The organism is Verrucomicrobiia bacterium, assembly GCA_035629175.1.
Classification (GTDB): domain Bacteria; phylum Verrucomicrobiota; class Verrucomicrobiia; order Limisphaerales; family DASXHY01; genus DASXHY01.
Genome location: DASPIL010000029.1, coordinates 78,463 through 95,278 on the forward strand (window position 1 = coordinate 78,463; position 16,816 = coordinate 95,278).

11 protein-coding genes are annotated in these 16,816 nt (G+C 56.8%); 7 read left to right on the plus strand and 4 right to left on the minus strand.

The window, feature by feature from the left end:
* Positions 1-70: 70 nt before the first annotated feature.
* Both VEH04_04785 and VEH04_04790 read right to left on the minus strand, forming a co-directional pair.
* Entirely contained in the window at positions 71-964 is an 894-nt protein-coding gene (locus VEH04_04785; GenBank protein ID HYG22078.1) for a prepilin-type N-terminal cleavage/methylation domain-containing protein, read from the minus strand.
* A gap of 4 nt (positions 965-968) precedes the next feature.
* Entirely contained in the window at positions 969-3,680 is a 2,712-nt protein-coding gene (locus tag VEH04_04790; GenBank protein ID HYG22079.1) for a hypothetical protein, read from the minus strand.
* Positions 3,681-3,883: 203 nt separating this feature from the next.
* On the opposite strand from VEH04_04790, the gene VEH04_04795 reads away from it, so the two are divergent.
* Positions 3,884-5,701: a glucoamylase family protein gene (locus tag VEH04_04795; protein ID HYG22080.1), complete on the plus strand. Its 1,818-nt coding sequence runs from the start codon at positions 3,884-3,886 to the stop codon at positions 5,699-5,701.
* On the opposite strand, the gene VEH04_04800 is transcribed toward VEH04_04795, so the two are convergent.
* Together VEH04_04800 and VEH04_04805 are read right to left on the minus strand one after the other, a co-directional pair.
* Entirely contained in the window at positions 5,652-5,849 is a 198-nt protein-coding gene (locus VEH04_04800) for a GIY-YIG nuclease family protein (GenBank protein HYG22081.1), read from the minus strand. The two genes, VEH04_04795 and VEH04_04800, sit on opposite strands and share 50 nt — an antisense overlap.
* Positions 5,850-6,178: 329 nt before the next feature.
* Entirely contained in the window at positions 6,179-6,910 is a 732-nt protein-coding gene (locus VEH04_04805) for a JAB domain-containing protein (protein ID HYG22082.1), read from the minus strand.
* A gap of 1,090 nt (positions 6,911-8,000) precedes the next feature.
* Here VEH04_04805 and cas3u point away from each other — a divergent pair.
* From cas3u to cas2, 6 genes are read left to right on the plus strand one after another with little or no spacing between them, the layout of a single operon-like run.
* Positions 8,001-10,625: a type I-U CRISPR-associated helicase/endonuclease Cas3 gene (cas3u, locus tag VEH04_04810; GenBank protein HYG22083.1), complete on the plus strand. Its 2,625-nt coding sequence runs from the start codon at positions 8,001-8,003 to the stop codon at positions 10,623-10,625.
* Complete coding sequence (gene cas8c, locus VEH04_04815) at positions 10,622-11,464, plus strand: type I-U CRISPR-associated protein Cas8c (GenBank protein HYG22084.1); 843 nt, start codon at positions 10,622-10,624, stop codon at positions 11,462-11,464. Before cas3u ends, cas8c begins: the two co-directional genes overlap by 4 nt.
* Positions 11,461-12,633 (plus strand): type I-U CRISPR-associated RAMP protein Csb1/Cas7u, encoded by a 1,173-nt coding sequence (gene cas7u, locus VEH04_04820; GenBank protein ID HYG22085.1) that lies wholly within the window; start codon positions 11,461-11,463, stop codon positions 12,631-12,633. Before cas8c ends, cas7u begins: the two co-directional genes overlap by 4 nt.
* A gap of 12 nt (positions 12,634-12,645) precedes the next feature.
* Positions 12,646-14,283 (plus strand): type I-U CRISPR-associated protein Csb2, encoded by a 1,638-nt coding sequence (gene csb2, locus VEH04_04825; GenBank protein HYG22086.1) that lies wholly within the window; start codon positions 12,646-12,648, stop codon positions 14,281-14,283.
* Between the two features lie 12 nt (positions 14,284-14,295).
* Positions 14,296-16,425: a CRISPR-associated endonuclease Cas1 gene (cas1, locus tag VEH04_04830; GenBank protein ID HYG22087.1), complete on the plus strand. Its 2,130-nt coding sequence runs from the start codon at positions 14,296-14,298 to the stop codon at positions 16,423-16,425.
* 3 nt (positions 16,426-16,428) lie between these two features.
* Positions 16,429-16,719 carry a CRISPR-associated endonuclease Cas2 gene (gene cas2, locus VEH04_04835; GenBank protein HYG22088.1) on the plus strand — a complete coding sequence of 97 codons (291 nt, stop codon included), beginning with the start codon at positions 16,429-16,431 and terminating at the stop codon, positions 16,717-16,719.
* Positions 16,720-16,816: the final 97 nt, after the last annotated feature.

Consider the following 16,816-nt stretch of genomic DNA (forward strand, 5'->3'; position numbering starts at 1 on the left):
GGTTCTTTCCACCGGGCTGGAAGCCTGGTTCTACGGCAGGCAAGGACGTCTGCCGCCATTGGGTCAGTGTCTACGGGAATTTCCCGGTGCCGACGGCATGTAAATTCAGCCAGTAAACGTCCGCGACGCCCGGCTTTCCAGCTAGGTCGTGATCATTGATTGGAGTGGATCGGATTGGTTGCGTAATCCAACTGGCGGTCCATTTGTGAATCTCTGAATGTCCGTCCGCAAAAGAAAGTCCGCCGGCCCCCGCGTGATAACTGGCGGGAACATCCGGCAGGAAACCGGGCCTGTCCACAGCGGTGAAGAACGTGCCATCGTTGATGCTGTCCTCCCGCTCGTCGAGAAAAACAAAGGTCATTGCCGGTGACAGGATGCTGGTAATTTTCAGGTAGGGAGGATACTTGCTGGTGCCTTGCGGATTCGTCACCGGGATTCCGACTCCTGTGTTCGAACGGGACGGCGAACCCAGGAAGTTGTTCATCGAAAGGCTGCGAACCCGCGGCTGTCTTGTGCCGAAGATGAGGGCGGATGATCGGTCGGCCGGGCACTTGAAGGAGGCGGCATTCTTGATGTAGGAGCCAAGGTATGCGCCGTAAGGGAACAGCTCGTGGTTGAGCAGCATGTCCTTGTTGATGTTGTCGGTGCTCGCGGTATTCAAGGTCAGCCACCCGGCAACCCAGCACGGAGTATTGGCGCTTTTGCCAGCCGTTTGAGTATCCACATTGGGAGCGAGTTTTCCCCCGTTGTCATCGGCGTACATGTTCCAGGCCAGCGCCATTTGCCTGCTGTTGTTCATGCAATAGACGCCATTCGCCTTCTGCTTCGCACGGCCAAGCGCCGGCAGAAGCATCGCCGCGAGAATGGCGATGATTGCGATCACCACCAGCAATTCAATCAATGTAAAACCCAGCCGGCGCGCAGGAGCGGAGCTCTTTTCAAATGCGCCGTGTGAGTTGTTCATAAGGTTACGGAGAGGTCACCTTGTAAAAGCGCTGCCCGTCATTCGCGGGGTCCGTGACGAACTTTACCGTGCCGTCGCCAAGCACGTTGGTCAGAAGAGTCCAATTGCCCCCTGACAAATCAGTTCGGTAGAAGACCCGGTATGCAGCACCCGTCTGGGTTTGGAATGAAAGCCTGCCGTTATTCCCGGATCTTACGGCTGACAGCGTAAGGCCGGACGCAGGAACGAGCATGAAGTAATTCGGGTAGCAGAGGCCGGTTGGGGTTGTGATTCGCAGCGTGTTGGTGCAGCCCAGCCGGACCGCAACCGGGGCAGAGAGGCCCTCATCGGTCAACTGCACCCAGTCGTAGATTTGCTGGCCGCGACCGACAGCGTTCCAGACCCCGAGGCGTTTTGTCGCCTGGTTGGTTGTCCCTGCGCCGCTGACGACCTGGTCCAGATACATCGTGTACGAGGTGCCCAGGATGCCGGCGGAACGAACATAAACATAAAAGTGGCCCGTAGGATAATCGCGGGTGTAGTTGGCCCAATCCCCGGCTCCGAACCAATCCAACTGGTAATCAAATCCGCCGACGTCAACGAACTTGTTGCGCGCTTCAAAGGAGTAATTCTGCACCAGGCTGACGGGAATTCCGCCGAAGCGGTAGGGGTACAACTCGCCATCCACAGTGGTGTGCTCGAAGTCGATGTTGGTGGTGGCTCCGAGGGCCAGATAAACACCGGGATACCATTCAGCGTTGTTCACAAATTGCCCGCCGTCGTAGTCGAAGTCCTCTGTTTCAACCATGTAATTGTCCTGGCTGAACGTATCGAAAGTGTTCGTCAGGCGGATGCCGTGGCCGAGCGCATTGGTGACCGTGATAACCGCCGTGTGAAGGGCGTTCGTTTGCAGGGAAGGATATACCACCGTTTTTGTTGAGGCCGATCCCGTGATCACGAGGCCTGCGGAGACATCGATGCCATTCAGGCTGACTTTGATTCCATTGGTTGGAAAGGTTGATCCCGCCGTGGTGACCGTGAAGCTTAAGCTGTTGGTTTGCTCGAACGGCCTCGTGCCTGCGGGGTACATGCCGTACAAGAAAGGCAGATCAACCTGCGCCGCAACGAGCATGAAGAAATTGGGCAACAGATTGCCGCCGCTGGTGACGCGCAGGGTTTCCCTGCCGTTGAGGACGACGCTGACATTGTTGCCGTTCGTGTCCTTCAGATAAACATTGTCGAAGGTGAACCATCCCCGGCCGTTATCAATGGTGAAGGTTCCGAGGTCCGTGGTGGTCATGTCGTTGGTGTTGACCTTGCTCAAGGTCAGGACTCCCGACAGGCCGATATCGGTGGCGAGGCGAGCGACCACCCAATTAGTGCTGTTGGGCCAGTCGCGCGTGTAATTCACCCACTCGCTGAAGTTGAAGGGATCAATTCTGTAATCCGGCCGGTTCGCGACATAAAGGTTCTTGCGCAGGAAATCTCCCGAAACCGAGGTGCCCATCGGATCATCAGGACGATACTGATGGCTGCCGCCGGCATTGAGATTATGCTCATCCACGCCTTCAACGCCCACTTTTCCAAAGTAGCAATTGGGATTTCCGGCCGTGTTGCAAAGCTCCGGTTCGTTGATGTACATCCCTCCGCCGAAATCAAAATCCTCCGCCTCCCAAAGATAGGTGACCGGTTCGATTCCGACCCATGTGGTCTCGAAGTACGTGCTCGCGTTGGCCGAAAAGTTGAAGCTGTCCGTCACCGAAATGGATGCGGTGTAGGTCCGATTAGATAAAAGCCCGTAATAGGCAACGGTCTTGCTTGACGACGACCCGTTGATGACAAGGTTGCCGGAGACATCCACGCCGTTCAGCACAAGGCGAATCGCGTTGTTGTTGATTGTAAAACCGCTCGGCGAGTTGACGGTGAAGGTCACGCCGTTGCTGGGAGCGACGAAGATCATGTTCAGCGGGAAAAGGTTGCTGATGACCGGCGGAATCGGGCCGCTGATCTGGTCCAGAACGGCATCGTCTAGATGGGCGGAACCGCCTTGATTCACGGCTTGGCTATACGCATAGCGATAGCGGACCGTGGTGGTTCCTACGGGCGCAATGATTTGGCTCACGCTGCCGGTCACGGCGTAGGTTGGATAGTTGAGGTCGCCGGGCGGCAGGGGCGCGGAGATATCACAAGCTTGTGTTACCGGGTATTCCAGCCAGATATCCGTCCCGGCAGCGGCAGTGAAGTTCTCGGACTTATACAGCGCGAGCAGGTTGCTGCTGGCCCCGAGAAATGAAACTTCCAGCCAGGTCATGCAATCAGTTCCCAAAGCATCGTTGCCCTTTGTGAACATCCAGCCGCTGGCCTGGTAAACCGACCCGAGTGCGCTGCTGAAACTTTGAGACAAACCGGCCACGTTGGTTTGTCCGATGGCATAAGCCGCGCCCCACTGTTTCCAACCCACTGCGCCCGAATGCGCTGGGGCTTCAATGGCGTAATTGCCCGCAGGTTGGGCGTTGGTGGGAGCAAAACGAGTCCAGCCCACGGGAATGACGTGGCCACTGTTGGCCTCAAAACCGGGGTTGACCAACAGGTTGGCGGCGTGAACCCGCGCGGCTGCAAGCATTAAAGCGGCTGCCAGGACCAGGAGCGGGGCGCGCAAGGCCATGGAATTTGTTCCATGGTTCTGCTTGCGGACGCAGAGAGAATTGCCAGTTGCAGAGTATTTCGAGCATTTCATAGAACGGGGGACGGAAGGTGTTGGCCAACTCTTCCACGACGGTTGGGGAGTGTCAAAGCATCTTTGGTTTTGATTCTCGACTGCCTTGATGAGCAGCGCAGATTTCCAAGTCTGGTGTCCGGAATCGGAAGTCTGCGCTACGTGATTCCGATTGAACTGGCGGCCTTCGATGATACGTTCGTGCCATTGCCACCCGTTTCACCATGAAACCACCCCTGTCTTTTCAAATCGCCTTCATTGCGTGCACATTGCAAATTGCGGTCGCTATCGAACCGCCCACGGGATTGGTGAGCCGGGCAGGGGATCAGAGCATCGTTCTGCATTGGGACAAGAATGCTGAAGCCGATCTGGCCGGTTACCGCGTGTATCGTTCGTCCAGCATCGGCGGTCCGTTCGTCGCGCAAAGCCCGAACTTGGTGACGTCCCCGGGGTTCTGCGATCTGAGTAATGGCGTGATCAATGGTCAGACCAACTTCTACCAGGTCACTGCGTTGACGACGACCGCCCAGGAAAGTTCGCCGTCGGCCACGCTCGCAGTGGCAGCCCGTCCCTTTGCCGACGATGACGAGTTCCTCGAATATGTCCAGCAGACCAGTTTCGATTACTTTTGGTACCTGGCGAATCCGGACAACGGTCTGATTCCGGATCGCAGCGCGGCAGGATCGCCGTGCAGCATCGCGGCGGTGGGATTTGGGTTGAGCGCGATCTGCATTGGGATTGATCACGAATGGATAACACGGACGCAGGGTGTTACGCGGGTGCTGACGACCTTGAATACGTTTCTGAACGGGCCGCAAGGTCCCAACACCTCGGGCACCATTGGTTACAAAGGATGGTTCTACCATTTCCTGGAAATGAACACCGCGGTGCGGTCCCCCAATTCCGAGCTGTCTTCCATCGATACGGCCTTGCTGCTGGCCGGGATTCTGCACGCCAAGCAATACTTCAATGGCACCAACTCCAGCGAGATCGCGATTCGAACGATGGCCGATGCCATATTCAATCGTGTCGATTGGAACTGGATGGCGCGGGGCACCGACGTTGTTTCGATGGGCTGGTTTCCAAACTCGGGTTTCATTCCCAACGATTGGATAGGGTATAACGAGGCGATGATACTTTACTGTCTCGGCCTGGGCGCTGCCACCAATCCGCTGCCGGCGTCGGCGTGGGAGCAATGGACGAGTGGATATACCTGGGCCACCCATTACGGTTTTTCGTTCGTGCAGTTTCCACCGTTGTTCGGGCATGAGTATTCCCACTGCTGGATCGATTTCCGTCACATCGCCGACGCTTACATGAACGGCCGCGGCATTACTTACTTCGTGAACTCCCGGCGCGCGACGCTGGCAAACCGGGCTTATTGCATCGATAACCCGTTGAACCGGCTGGGATACAGCGCAACCATCTGGGGGTTGACGGCGTGTGACGGGCCGACGGGCTATGCTGCGCGGGGTGCTCCTCCGGCGCTGAACGACGATGGCACGATTGCGCCCACTGCAGCGGGCGGGGCCATGGCTTTTACGCCGGAATATTCCCTGCCGGCTTTGCGCCGTTTTTACGGCTTTCGGCGAAACATCTGGACAGCATATGGGTTTCGCGACGCGTTTAACCTGGGCCAGCAATGGTATGGACCCGACGAACTGGGGATTGATCAAGGCCCATTCGTGGTCATGATTGAGAACTATCGCACGCAGCGGGTGTGGCATCATTTCATGAAGGATGAAGCAGTCCAACGCGGTTTGCAGAGAGCGGGCTTTGTCCCGCTTCCATTTGTCGAGCCGGCCGTGGAGGCGCTGCCGGCTGAGAACGCTGTGAGCCTGACGTGGGACGCTTCGGTTGACCGCACCTATCAAGTCGAGTACTCGGCCGACCTTGTTTCCTGGTTTGCTTCGCCGACGGGGGAAGTGACCGCCACAAACTCCGTGACGCGCTGGTTGGATAGCGGCCCGCCCGACACTTTGGCCACGCCCTTTAACGTGCCTCAGCGATTCTACCGCGTCTTCCAATTCGGCTCTCCCTAAGTGACCACGGAACGAACTTGGAAGTGTGGGTAACTTTGCCGGAATTGTGTGATTGAAGCCGCTGCTTCAGAGCAGCCGTTTGACCCGCGTAGATCTGCTCACGATCAGACTCCGATGGAAGAACGTAGACGCAGGGGTAGGCGTTCATCCATTCCCTCCCAGGTGACTAGCCAGCCGTAGCTCGCAGGAGACAATGCCCAACGCCCGCCTTCGCTAAACGGCAAGCTACCGCGCACAGCCTTCGCTCTCCGCTGCGCTGCAAGCGAAGGCTGGAGGCGAGGGTCGGAATCGGGCAGGTTCATGCCCGGTCTCACGGTAAAAATATGCGATTCTACGAGGTAATTCAAGTAACTCCTGCACTGCTTGGACAAACAAAAGCCAACCCCTTTACTGAAGGTTTTACTGAAACTTTCACTGAAGGTTTCAGCGGCAGATTCTCAGGTGATCACTTGGTGAATCATGGGTTCGCAGGCGTTCTCAAGCGGAAAAATAGCCGAGGGCTTTCAAAGAGGAAAAATTGCCTGCGCCGACGATGACATGATCGAGCACTTCAATTTTGAGCAACTGTCCGGCCCGAATCAAATCGCGTGTCACTTTGATGTCCGCATCACTTGGGGAACTGTCGCCCGAGGGATGGCAGTGCATGATAATCAGAGCGTGCGCGGCGGTCGTGACCGCCAACCGAAAAACCTCGCGACTATGAACCAAAAGGGTGTCCTGAGTGCCGATGGTAACAAGCTGATGTCCTTTGATACGGCGGCGAACATTCAAAACCAGAACCGCCAGACATTCACATTCGGGGTTGAAGTGCGGATGAGTGGCGATGTGCAATTTCCAATATTCAACGGCCTTGTCGGGCGTGTCACATTGCTGCAAAGCGTCCGGTGTTGGACACTCGCGCAACGGCACGACTTTGTATTCGTAAGGGCTGGCGGGAAACGTGAACGGCTCAACCAGCGCAGGAAAAAGAGACGTGGTGTTCACGGTTGGTTCAAGCGTTGAAGTTGGTGGCAGAGCGCGAACCGTATTTGCTGCGCGGATCGCCGGAATGAACAGAATAAGGGGCACAAGAGCCGCACGGGTGCTGCCAGAGGCAACGGCGTTGATTCCAGTGAAAGCCCAAACGCCAGAGAGTATTGGCGGCGGCGCGGTGGCTGCGGGCGGGAAACTCCAGCCAAATCCACCGTCCCACAATTTCGGCCAGTTCATATTGCTGGGGCAGTTGGGCTTTGGGCAGAGCCGAAACCGAATTCGTAGGCATCTCACGGTTGGAGCGACGCGCCGCGAAGGCGCGGATCTTTGAAACCGACGCAGGCCGGACACTCGCCGGTGCTGCCGCTTCGTTTTGGAGATTTGTTGTCTTCATAGCTTTTTTTTGAAACCGCTGTCCGTCACCCTGCCGTTTGCTGCTCGCTTCACTGAGGGGGAGGCAGCCAGCCGCGCGCGCCAGCGCATGAAAAATTCAGCGAAAGCTAAAACCGTGACAGCGGTGGAAAGGGAAAGAGGGAAACCGCTGGCGCGGTTTTAGATCTCGCTCCAAATCTCGGCTGGGTGCCGGACCAGTGAGCAGCAAACGGAAGGAGTGACGGCGAGCGCGAAAAAGGCGACGACAGACAACCTAACTTCCTCGCTTCTTCTAGTGTCTTTGCAAGAGTTCTTGCCACCAAACGAATGGCGGATGCCAAAAGACCTAAAAACCATCTGAGCCTTTTCCGACTTCTGGCGCGAGTAGAGGTCAGACCGAACAGTTATGTAAGCATTGAGAGTCACTTGGCACAGCGGAATGCGGAACCGCTCGCTGCGACAGGTCTTCCTCACGCAGCTTCAAGTGAATGGATTTAGGCAGGTATATCGCTAGGTTTAACGTGCAAAAGTATGATCCGCTTTTCGCATTATCAGCAAAACTCCTGATGTTTTCATGCTGGTAAAAGGGTAGTCGTTTGATAGATACAAGACACCCGCCGAGGGAAGATGCAATGTGGAATGGGCCTTGGCGAACGTGGACTAGGAATTATGAACCGGCGGTTCGCATCAAAACGCAAAGGAGAAGGCGCACCATGAGCCTGCTTCCATTCGACAGATTTTTTCACGCTTTCACGGGTAACTCGCCATACGACTATCAATGCCGACTGGCGTGCGGTTCGCAGGCGAATTCGGATAAGCTTGAGACTTTGCGGAATGGGGTGAGTTGCCAATCACAACTCATAAATATACCCACAGGCTTGGGGAAAACCGCTGCCGTCGTGCTCGCGTGGTTTTGGAATCGTGAGGGACAATCAGATGAATCTACCCGGACCAAATGACCACTACTTCTTTCACTGAGCTTTTCAAAACTCTCACCACCGGCAACGCACCGTTTCCGTGGCAGTGCGCGCTATACGAGCGGATGGTTTCTGCGGACTTCCCAGCGGCGGCCGATCTTCCCACAGGCCTCGGAAAAACTTCGGTCATCATGGTCTGGCTGCTAGCTTTGCTCACGCACCGCGATAAAGTTCCGCGCCGTCTTGTCTATGTCGTGAACCGCCGAACGGTGGTTGATCAGACTACGGCGGAAGTGGAGCGTGTGAGACAGGAACTCCAAAAGAATCCCGACCTTCGAGCCAAACTCCAAGCGATGTGTGCAGTTCCAACCGAGGAACCGCTCGGTCTCAGCACGCTGCGCGGACAGTTCGCAGACAATCGAGAGTGGTGCGCCGACCCGGCGCGGCCTGCGGTCATCGTCGGCACGGTGGACATGATCGGCAGCGGTCTGCTTTTCAGTCGCTATACCTGTGGATTCAAAGCGCGACCGCATCATGCGGCGTTGCTTGGGCAGGACGTGCTGTTGGTGCATGATGAGGCACATTTGGAGCCAGCGTTTCAAAAGCTGCTGGATTCCATCGAGGAAGAACAGAAGTGTTCCGGTGAGACCCGCCCGTTGAAAGTCCTCAAATTGTCCGCAACGAATCGAAACGATGCGGCACCGGCAGATTTCACGCGGACTTTGCGCCTGAGCAAAGCCGACGCGGACCATCCCGTGGTCGCAAAGCGAATCAATGCCACAAAGCTACTGCGCCTGGCTGCTCTCGGGGACGAAAAGCAGCTCGCCGACAAATTGGCTGAACTGGTGCTCTCCCGGCGCGATTCCGGGCGAGCGGTGCTGATCTTCGCCCGCTCCGTCGAGGTCGTGCAGAAAATCGAGGCTTCGATAGGCAAGGCCAAGCTGCCTGTCGTTGCTCTCACTGGCACAATGCGGGGGAAGGAACGCGACACGCTTTCTGGCAATCCGACATTTGCCCGGTTTCTCCCGCCATCATCGCGTGCAGACTCAACGCAGGAACTCACCAGCGGAACGGTGTATCTCGTCGCGACCAGCGCGGGCGAAGTTGGCGTCAATCTCTCGGCCGACGAACTTGTATGCGACCTCTCCACTTTCGAGAGCATGGCGCAGCGATTCGGACGCGTGAACCGCTTCGGCCAACTTACCGACGCAACGATTGTTGTCGTCCACCCGGAGAAATTCAAAGCCGACGACGCGATGGACGAAGCACGCTCGCGAACGCTTGATTTACTTCGCCAACTCAATGGCAATGCCAGCCCTCACGCGCTCGGACAACTGGATGCCGCAGCCCGCAGCAACGCCTTCAGTCCACCGCCGAAAATCCGGCCTGCGACGGACATCCTTTTTGACGCGTGGGCGATGACGAGCATCCGTGGTCCGCTACCAGGGCGTCCACCGGTTGCGCCTTATCTGCATGGCGAGACCGAATGGGAGCCGCCGGAAACGTATGTCGCATGGCGCAGCGAGGTCGAAATCATCACCGATGCTTTGATTGCCAACTACCCGCCGGAAGAACTGCTCGCCGACTTCCCGCTCAAACCGCACGAACTGCTCCGCGACCGTTCCGACCGCGTGCAAGCTGAATTGGAAAAGCTGGCGGACGCGGCTGTCCGCAACGCGGAAAAGATTGTCTGGCTCGTTGACGAAGATGGCGAAGTCGCTCGCAAGCAATTGAAGGAGCTACTGGGGAAAGATTCGCAAGCCCTGCTACACGGGGCCACCGTTCTTCTCCCGCCGTCGGTTGGCGGACTGTCCAAACGCGGCCTGCTGGATGGGAAATCGGAGGCCCCAGATGACACGGGGCTGGATGTCGCCGACATTCTTTCCGGCCCGGATGAGAAACCGCTACGGTGCCGTGTCCGCTCCGATAAGACCAAAGTGCCCTCTGGATTTCGCGGCCTCCGCATCGTGCGCGTGATTGACACACTGCGAGGCAAGGAAGATTTGGACGAAAGACCCGAGAGCGAACTTGAAACCCGTTATTGGCTCTGGCTCGAAGCCCCAAAGTCCGCAGGCGTGGAAAGCCTGCGAAGCGCGGATGAATCAATCCTGCTTGAAGACCACACCAGCGACGTGGAGGCGCACGCACGGGCTATCGTTGGAAAACTCGCAATTCCATCGCCGCTCGCGAACTGCGTCATCCTTGCGGCGCGCTTCCACGACCTCGGCAAACGGCGGCTCTACTGGCAGCGCGGTATTGGCAACATCAACGCTGATGTTTGGCTGGCAAAAGCCGGGCCGGATCTGACTCCACGTCAACTTGAGGAACGCTATCGCCACGAATTCGGCTCGTTACTCGATGCGGAGAAGGAGACGGAGTTCCGCAAGCTACCGCCACATGAGCAAGACTTGGTGCTTCATCTCATCGCCGCGCATCACGGGCGGGCACGTCCCCATTTCCCGACTTCGCCCCACGACGAAACGTTCGAGCCCGAGGCTTCTCTTGATGACGCCCGGCGCATCGCCGCCGAAGTCCCGCGCCGCTTTGCACGACTGCAACGCCGCTACGGCCGCTGGGGACTCGCGTATCTCGAATCCCTCCTCCGCGCCGCCGACTACGCCGCCAGCGCGGGCATCAAACCACTTCCGGAGGCAAAGCCATGAGCGAATCCACCCACACTATCCGCATCCGCGTGGATGCCACGAACCCCGGCCAATTCTTCGCCTGCTGCGGGTTGCTGGAACTGGCCTCACGTCTCAATCCCGGTTCTACGGCGTGGTTTGTCGCCAATGAGTTTTGCATCTCCACACAGCTCACGCTTCGCGAGATTCTCGGCTGCGCGAAGAATATTACCCTCGCGGGTAGTGCAGGAGTTTCTGAGAGCGAAGGAGAAAACGAAGACGAAGACGAGAGCGAGGGCGAAGACGACAAAGCTGCTCCACCATTGCTCATTGTTGCGCCAGTTGCCATGCGTCTGGATTGGTGGTTCGACAAGCCTCTGAAAACTTGGGCGGGGTCTATGGATGCACGGGCAATTTTTCTGGCCATGTGCAAGGCGATTGATGCCGAAGGAGTGGACCCTTTGAATCAGGCGCAAGTTGTGTTTGAAGAGCAGGGTCTAACAGCGACGGGAAAAAAGCGGAAACCAAAGAAGAGGGAGCCGTTTTACTTCGATGCCCGCCGCACTGGGAATGCCCACTCCATCGACATTGGATTTTCACCGGACAAGCTAAAGGCGCAGACTCTTGCTCACCCGGCTGTTGAGGCGCTGTGTTTCATCGGCCTTCAGCGGGCGCGTCCCCGTCCTACCGAACGCCCCCGCGTCTTTGATTACCAGCTTTGGAGCGAACCAACCGAGGTCTCACTGGTTCCCGCGGCTGTAAACGGCCTGATACCAGATGGTCGTCCCCGAGTTTTCCGCTTCGAGAACTGGTTCCGGACGGGCCAGCGCAAACACAAGGCTTTCCGAACAGCAAAACCAGCAACCACATTACAACCATGAACAAAGACATCACTCGATTCGACAAATACCTCACCAGCGGCGGCCCTGCGGCGCTGGTCATTCGCGAACACCTCGTCCCGGTTGAAGGGCCAGACGCTGCCCTGTTTCCCCCAACCTTCGCGGCGTCACCCGCCGACGGTTTTCCCGGCGGCTACAACATTGATGGCGAAGGAAACGAGCCGAAGATTGCGCTGATTGACACGGTGGGTGCCCAATCGAACCGCATCGAGCCGATGTTCGCTGAGCCGGAATATGCCGCGCTTGTGCCGCAAGTTGTCATCCAAGCAGGCGTGAAATTCGTGAATCTGCTTCACGCGAGCCACCGAGCGGGTGATGCCATTGTCCGCTGCACCCCGCTCCAGACTGAATTGGAAGCTGCGTTCAAGGAATTGCTCAATGGCAATGCCACGGCGCTGGCGAAAATCGCCCCCACGTCACTCGTCTTCGGTGTTTGGGACTCCCGCAAAACTCAGGCGAAAATGCCACGGCTCATCGCCTCGACGATTCGCGCCTACGACGTCCGCCGACTCACCCGCCATGCTCAGTTCAATCCCACAATGGACTACGTTGCGGAAGGAGTCTTGGCCGAACCGGAGGATCTTCGGGATTCGGAAGGCAAAGTCATCGGCAAACATCCGTTCGCCCAGCGCGGCTTCACTCATGTGCCGGTCGGCAAAAAGGAAAATACTCACGGCGGCGTCATCGCCGACGGAGGAATCCGGCGGGATGCAACACTCGCACTCGCGGCGCTGAACCTCATCAAAGCTGGCTCCGACAAAGAAGCTACGCTGCGGCTCCAGCGATACATCCTTGGACTGGCGCTCGTCGCGTTCACGCGGCTGCCTGGTGGTTACGTCCGGCAGGGGACCCTGCTTGTGTCCGATACCCGCGAAGGAATGGGACGGGAATCAAGTGAGGTCTATCCTGACGGCAAGCGTGTGACGTTCACAGTGACTCACGAACAAGCATTGGCTTTCGCCAAGGATGCAGCGGGGGCTTTTGGAGTTGGTGAGAATCGCAACGTCGTCTTTGAACCAAAACTTGCCGCGCTCGACCTCAAAGAAGCCGACAAGGCTGGCAAAGGCGGGAAGAAAGGGAAGGGAAAGAAAGCTGATGCAACCGACTCCGGCACGGAAGCTGAACAGAACGCTGACGCGAAATCCGAGTAACCGGACAACTTTATGCCGGATTTTCTTTGCATCAGCATCCGCTTTCTCGGCGGGGCGTTCCACGGGCGCGCCGACCACGGCGAAACCGAGTGGCCACCTTCGCCGTTGCGGCTTTACCAGGCCATCGTCGCCGCGTCCGCCGCGCGTTGGAACGAGCGCGGGCGGTTGCAACACGCCGACGCAGCACTCCGCTGGCTAGAACAACTGCCGCCGCCCGTCATCGTCGCACCGCCAAAACAGGAGAGGCAAGGCTACCAACTCTACGTTCCTGACAATGTCGCCGACCTAGTGGCAAAGCAGTGGTCGGCGGGTAAGTATTTCGACGGCAAAAACCACCCGATAGACATCTCCGGCTATCGCACCGAAAAATCCGTCCGCCCGCTCGCGGTTCCCGACGAAGCGGCAGTGCATTACGTTTGGCCGCTGGCCGCTGCGCCCGCCGGCTTCGACGAGCATCGCGAAACTCTCACCACCGCCGTCCGCTCCATCACTCATGTCGGCTGGGGTGTGGATTTGGTGGTCGCGGATGTTTCGATGCTTGATGAAAGCGCGGTGCGGAGTTTGAAAGGAGAACGCTGGCAACCTGGCACAGATGGCGCAGGCACGCCGCTCCGCACTCCCGCTACCGGCACGCTGGACGACCTCAATCGTCGTCACCATGCGTTTCTAAATCGTATCACCGCGAACGGTGGGCTCGTTCCCGTCCCGCCGCTCACCGTTTTCGGCATCACGGACTACTGCTCCGACTTGCAAGCACCGAAGGCACCACAAGCCGTGTTTGTGTTGCGAAAGCCGGACGACAGCGGCTTCCGCGCTTACGACTCGGCGCGGCGCGGCTTGCATGTCGGAGGAATGTTCCGCCACACCGCGTGCAAGCAGGAGGTCGTGCGCAGCGTTGGTTGGAGCAATGACGACGCTCGCCGCATCATTCTCGGGCATGGCGAAACCCCTGGTGGCGAACACAAGCCCGTCGAGGGAGGACGTGTCGTCTTCGTGCCCCTGCCAAGCATTGAAGTGCGCGAGGGCGGCGAACGTGTCGTCGGCAGCGTCCGCCGCGTCCTCGTGACTGCGCGCGGCAATCTCACACCGGAAGAGTTTCGCCGTTTCACCACACGTCTCGATGGACAGGAACTCACCGACGAGAAATCGCAGGAAACCGCCGCGCTCATTTTCCGCCATAACGAAAACGACGGAGCGATTCGCCCCTACTTCGAGCAGTCTGCGACTTGGGCCACCGTCACGCCCGTCATCCTTCCCGGCTACGACGACCCGCGAAAATTACGGCAACGACTCAACGCCAATGATTCTCCGCCGCTCACCGCCGAGGGAAAAGCGGAACTCCTCTGCAAACTGGATCAGCGAATCGAATTGCTTCTGCGAAAAGCAATCCGCCAAGCGGGATTCTCGGAGGCGATGGCGCAACAAGCCGAACTCGACTGGCGCAGTTCCGGCTTTTGGCCTGGCGTGCCATTGGCATCGCAATATGCCGTGCCCGAACAGCACCGTCGTTTTCGCCGACTGCATGTGCGTATTACTTGGCGCTCTTCCGATGGTCAGAGGCTCAAAGTCCGCGGGCCAATTTGCATTGGTGGGGGCAAGCATTCCGGGTTGGGATTGTTTGCCGCCTTTGATGATTCAACTCACCCATAACCAATCACAATTATGAACGACAAAGACCCATCGGCTCCATCCGAAAATTGTTTGAGTGAACCGGAATCGTCACCGAAGCCAAGGGGTCTTTCTCCAGGCACATCGAGAGCAAAACCACACGACAATCCGCAGCCGCGCGAATCCACAACTGAACCAAATCAGTTGAAGATTGTGCTGCGCGTCGCACCAGCCGAAACGCCACCGAGCGAACCGTCAGAGCCTCTTGATGAAATCTCGGCTCTGCACGTCACAAGTCCTTCGCCGTCTCAGAACTCAGATTTGCGGATAACCGTGCCTCGGGAAACCCTGGAACGCAAAGTTCGCGTGGAAGGCGAACCACAGCAGATTCCCGCTCGCATGATGAACGAGTTCGTTTATTGCCAGCGGCTGTTTTATTACGAGTTTGTGGAAGGCGTATTTGTCGAAAACGCAGATACGTTGCGAGGCAACGCGATTCATCAGCGGGTGGATTCAGGAAATGGCGCTCTGCCAGCCGCTAAAAAGAAAGCAAAAGCCGAAAACAAAGAACCTGACGACAAATCCGGCGATGCCGCATCTTCGAGTGAGAGTAATGAGGAGCCGGAAACGATTCATTCGCGTTCAGTGCAGATGGGGTCGGAACGTTTGGGCATTGTGGCAAAGATGGATTTAGTGGAATCCAAGACGGAAAAAGACGATCTGCTGTCTGCATTGGAAGTCTGCCCGGTGGATTACAAAGCGGGTGCGCCGAAAGAAGGCGAGGAAACGAACGAACTCTGGGATACGGACAAAATGCAGCTTGGATTGCAGGCATTGATTCTCCGCGACAACGGTTACACCTGTAACGAAGGTGTTATTTACTATCGCGCCACCAAACAGCGGGTTCGTTTACCAATCACCCCCGAACTGGAGAACTGGATTCTTCACCAAATCACCAATGCAAAGCATGTCATTGCCGGATCAATTCCAGCGCCATTGGTTCATTCGTCTAAATGCGTGCGCTGCTCCCTCGCGCCGGTTTGTCTGCCAGACGAAACGCGGATGCTGACACAAAGCTCGGTTAAAACTGAAGCCGATGTTTCCGCTGAAGCGCCGCGTCGGTTGATAGCTGCACGGGATGATACACGGCCGTTGTATCTCAACACGCCGGGTTATCGCGTCGGGTGCAAAGACGAGGTTCTGACGATCAAGGACAAGGACAAGTTGATTGACGAAGTGCGGATGCGAGACGTGTCGCACGTGGCACTATTCGGCAATGTGCAGATTTCGACGCAGGCTATTCAGTCGCTATGCGAACAGGAAGTGCCGGTGACGTATTTCTCGATGGGTGGTTGGTTTTATGGCATCACACGCGGCCATGCCCTGAAGAATGTATTTCTCCGCATGGAACAATTTCGCCTCGCAAGAGATGAAAAAACCTCTTTGTCGCTCGCGCGGCAGTTTGTCCATGGGAAAATTCGGAATCATCGCACGCTGCTGATGCGCAATCATCTTGAACCGCCAGAAGCAACGATCACAAAGCTCAAACGTGCATCGGAAGACGCGTTGACGGCGAACTCCATCGAAGAACTGCTTGGTATCGAAGGATCTGCGGCCAGCCAGTACTTCCAACAGTTCGGAGGTATGGTGAAAGTAGAAGACGATCTTCCGGGATTGGGCATACAGGTTGAGAACACCAAACAACGCACGTTCAACTTCAACTTTAATCATCGCAATCGTCGCCCTCCTACCGATCCCGTCAACGCAATGCTGTCGCTCGCTTACAGCATGTTAGCGAAAGACTGCACACTAGCAGCGCTGGCTGTGGGATTCGATCCTTACCTGGGGTTCTACCATCAACCACGTTTTGGACGTCCTGCGTTGGGATTGGATTTGATGGAGGAATTCCGTCCGCTCATTGCGGAATCCACGGTGTTGAGTTGTATCAATAACCGCGTGGTTACGGATAAGGATTTTGTCAAAGCCGGCCAAGCTGTGAATCTTTCCGCTCCGGGGCGAAAGCGGTTCTTTCAAACCTACGAACAGCGAATGAGTTCGCTGATCACACATCCGCTCTTCGATTACAAGGTTAGCTATCGTCGGGCTCTGGAATTACAAGCCCGGTTGCTGGCAAAAACATTGACCGGTGAAATCACAGAATACATTCCTTTGATGACGAGGTAATTTATGCGCACGACCTATCTGGTTTGCTACGACGTAGCCAATGACAAGCGGCTGCGGAAAGTTTTCAAGACGTGTAGTAATTTTGGCGATCATCTCCAGTTCTCGGTGTTCGAGTGCGATTTGAATCCATCAGAAAAGATTGAATTGGAAACTGCTTTGAGCGACATAATCAACCACGATGAGGATCAGGTGATCTTTGTCGGATTAGGGCCTGCAGAAGGTCGAGGTGATCGGGTGATCACTGCTTTGGGATTGCCCTACGTGAAGCTGGATGCGCCATGCTACGTGGTGTGAGAAGTCGTTGATCTTTGACAACTCACACGCGAGTGGCGGCGTGATGCCGGAAACCCCGTCGTCGCTCGCATGACGTAAACGCTTCACACTCAAAAGA

Coding starts and splice junctions, on each gene's coding strand:
- VEH04_04785 (HYG22078.1), bottom strand. CDS start 964: ATGAACAACTCACACGGCGCATTTGAAAAGAGCTCCGCTCCTGCGCGC.
- VEH04_04790 (HYG22079.1), bottom strand. CDS start 3,680: ATGAAATGCTCGAAATACTCTGCAACTGGCAATTCTCTCTGCGTCCGC.
- VEH04_04795 (HYG22080.1), top strand. CDS start 3,884: ATGAAACCACCCCTGTCTTTTCAAATCGCCTTCATTGCGTGCACATTG.
- VEH04_04800 (HYG22081.1), bottom strand. CDS start 5,849: ATGAACGCCTACCCCTGCGTCTACGTTCTTCCATCGGAGTCTGATCGT.
- VEH04_04805 (HYG22082.1), bottom strand. CDS start 6,910: ATGAACTGGCCGAAATTGTGGGACGGTGGATTTGGCTGGAGTTTCCCG.
- cas3u (HYG22083.1), top strand. CDS start 8,001: ATGACCACTACTTCTTTCACTGAGCTTTTCAAAACTCTCACCACCGGC.
- cas8c (HYG22084.1), top strand. CDS start 10,622: ATGAGCGAATCCACCCACACTATCCGCATCCGCGTGGATGCCACGAAC.
- cas7u (HYG22085.1), top strand. CDS start 11,461: ATGAACAAAGACATCACTCGATTCGACAAATACCTCACCAGCGGCGGC.
- csb2 (HYG22086.1), top strand. CDS start 12,646: ATGCCGGATTTTCTTTGCATCAGCATCCGCTTTCTCGGCGGGGCGTTC.
- cas1 (HYG22087.1), top strand. CDS start 14,296: ATGAACGACAAAGACCCATCGGCTCCATCCGAAAATTGTTTGAGTGAA.
- cas2 (HYG22088.1), top strand. CDS start 16,429: ATGCGCACGACCTATCTGGTTTGCTACGACGTAGCCAATGACAAGCGG.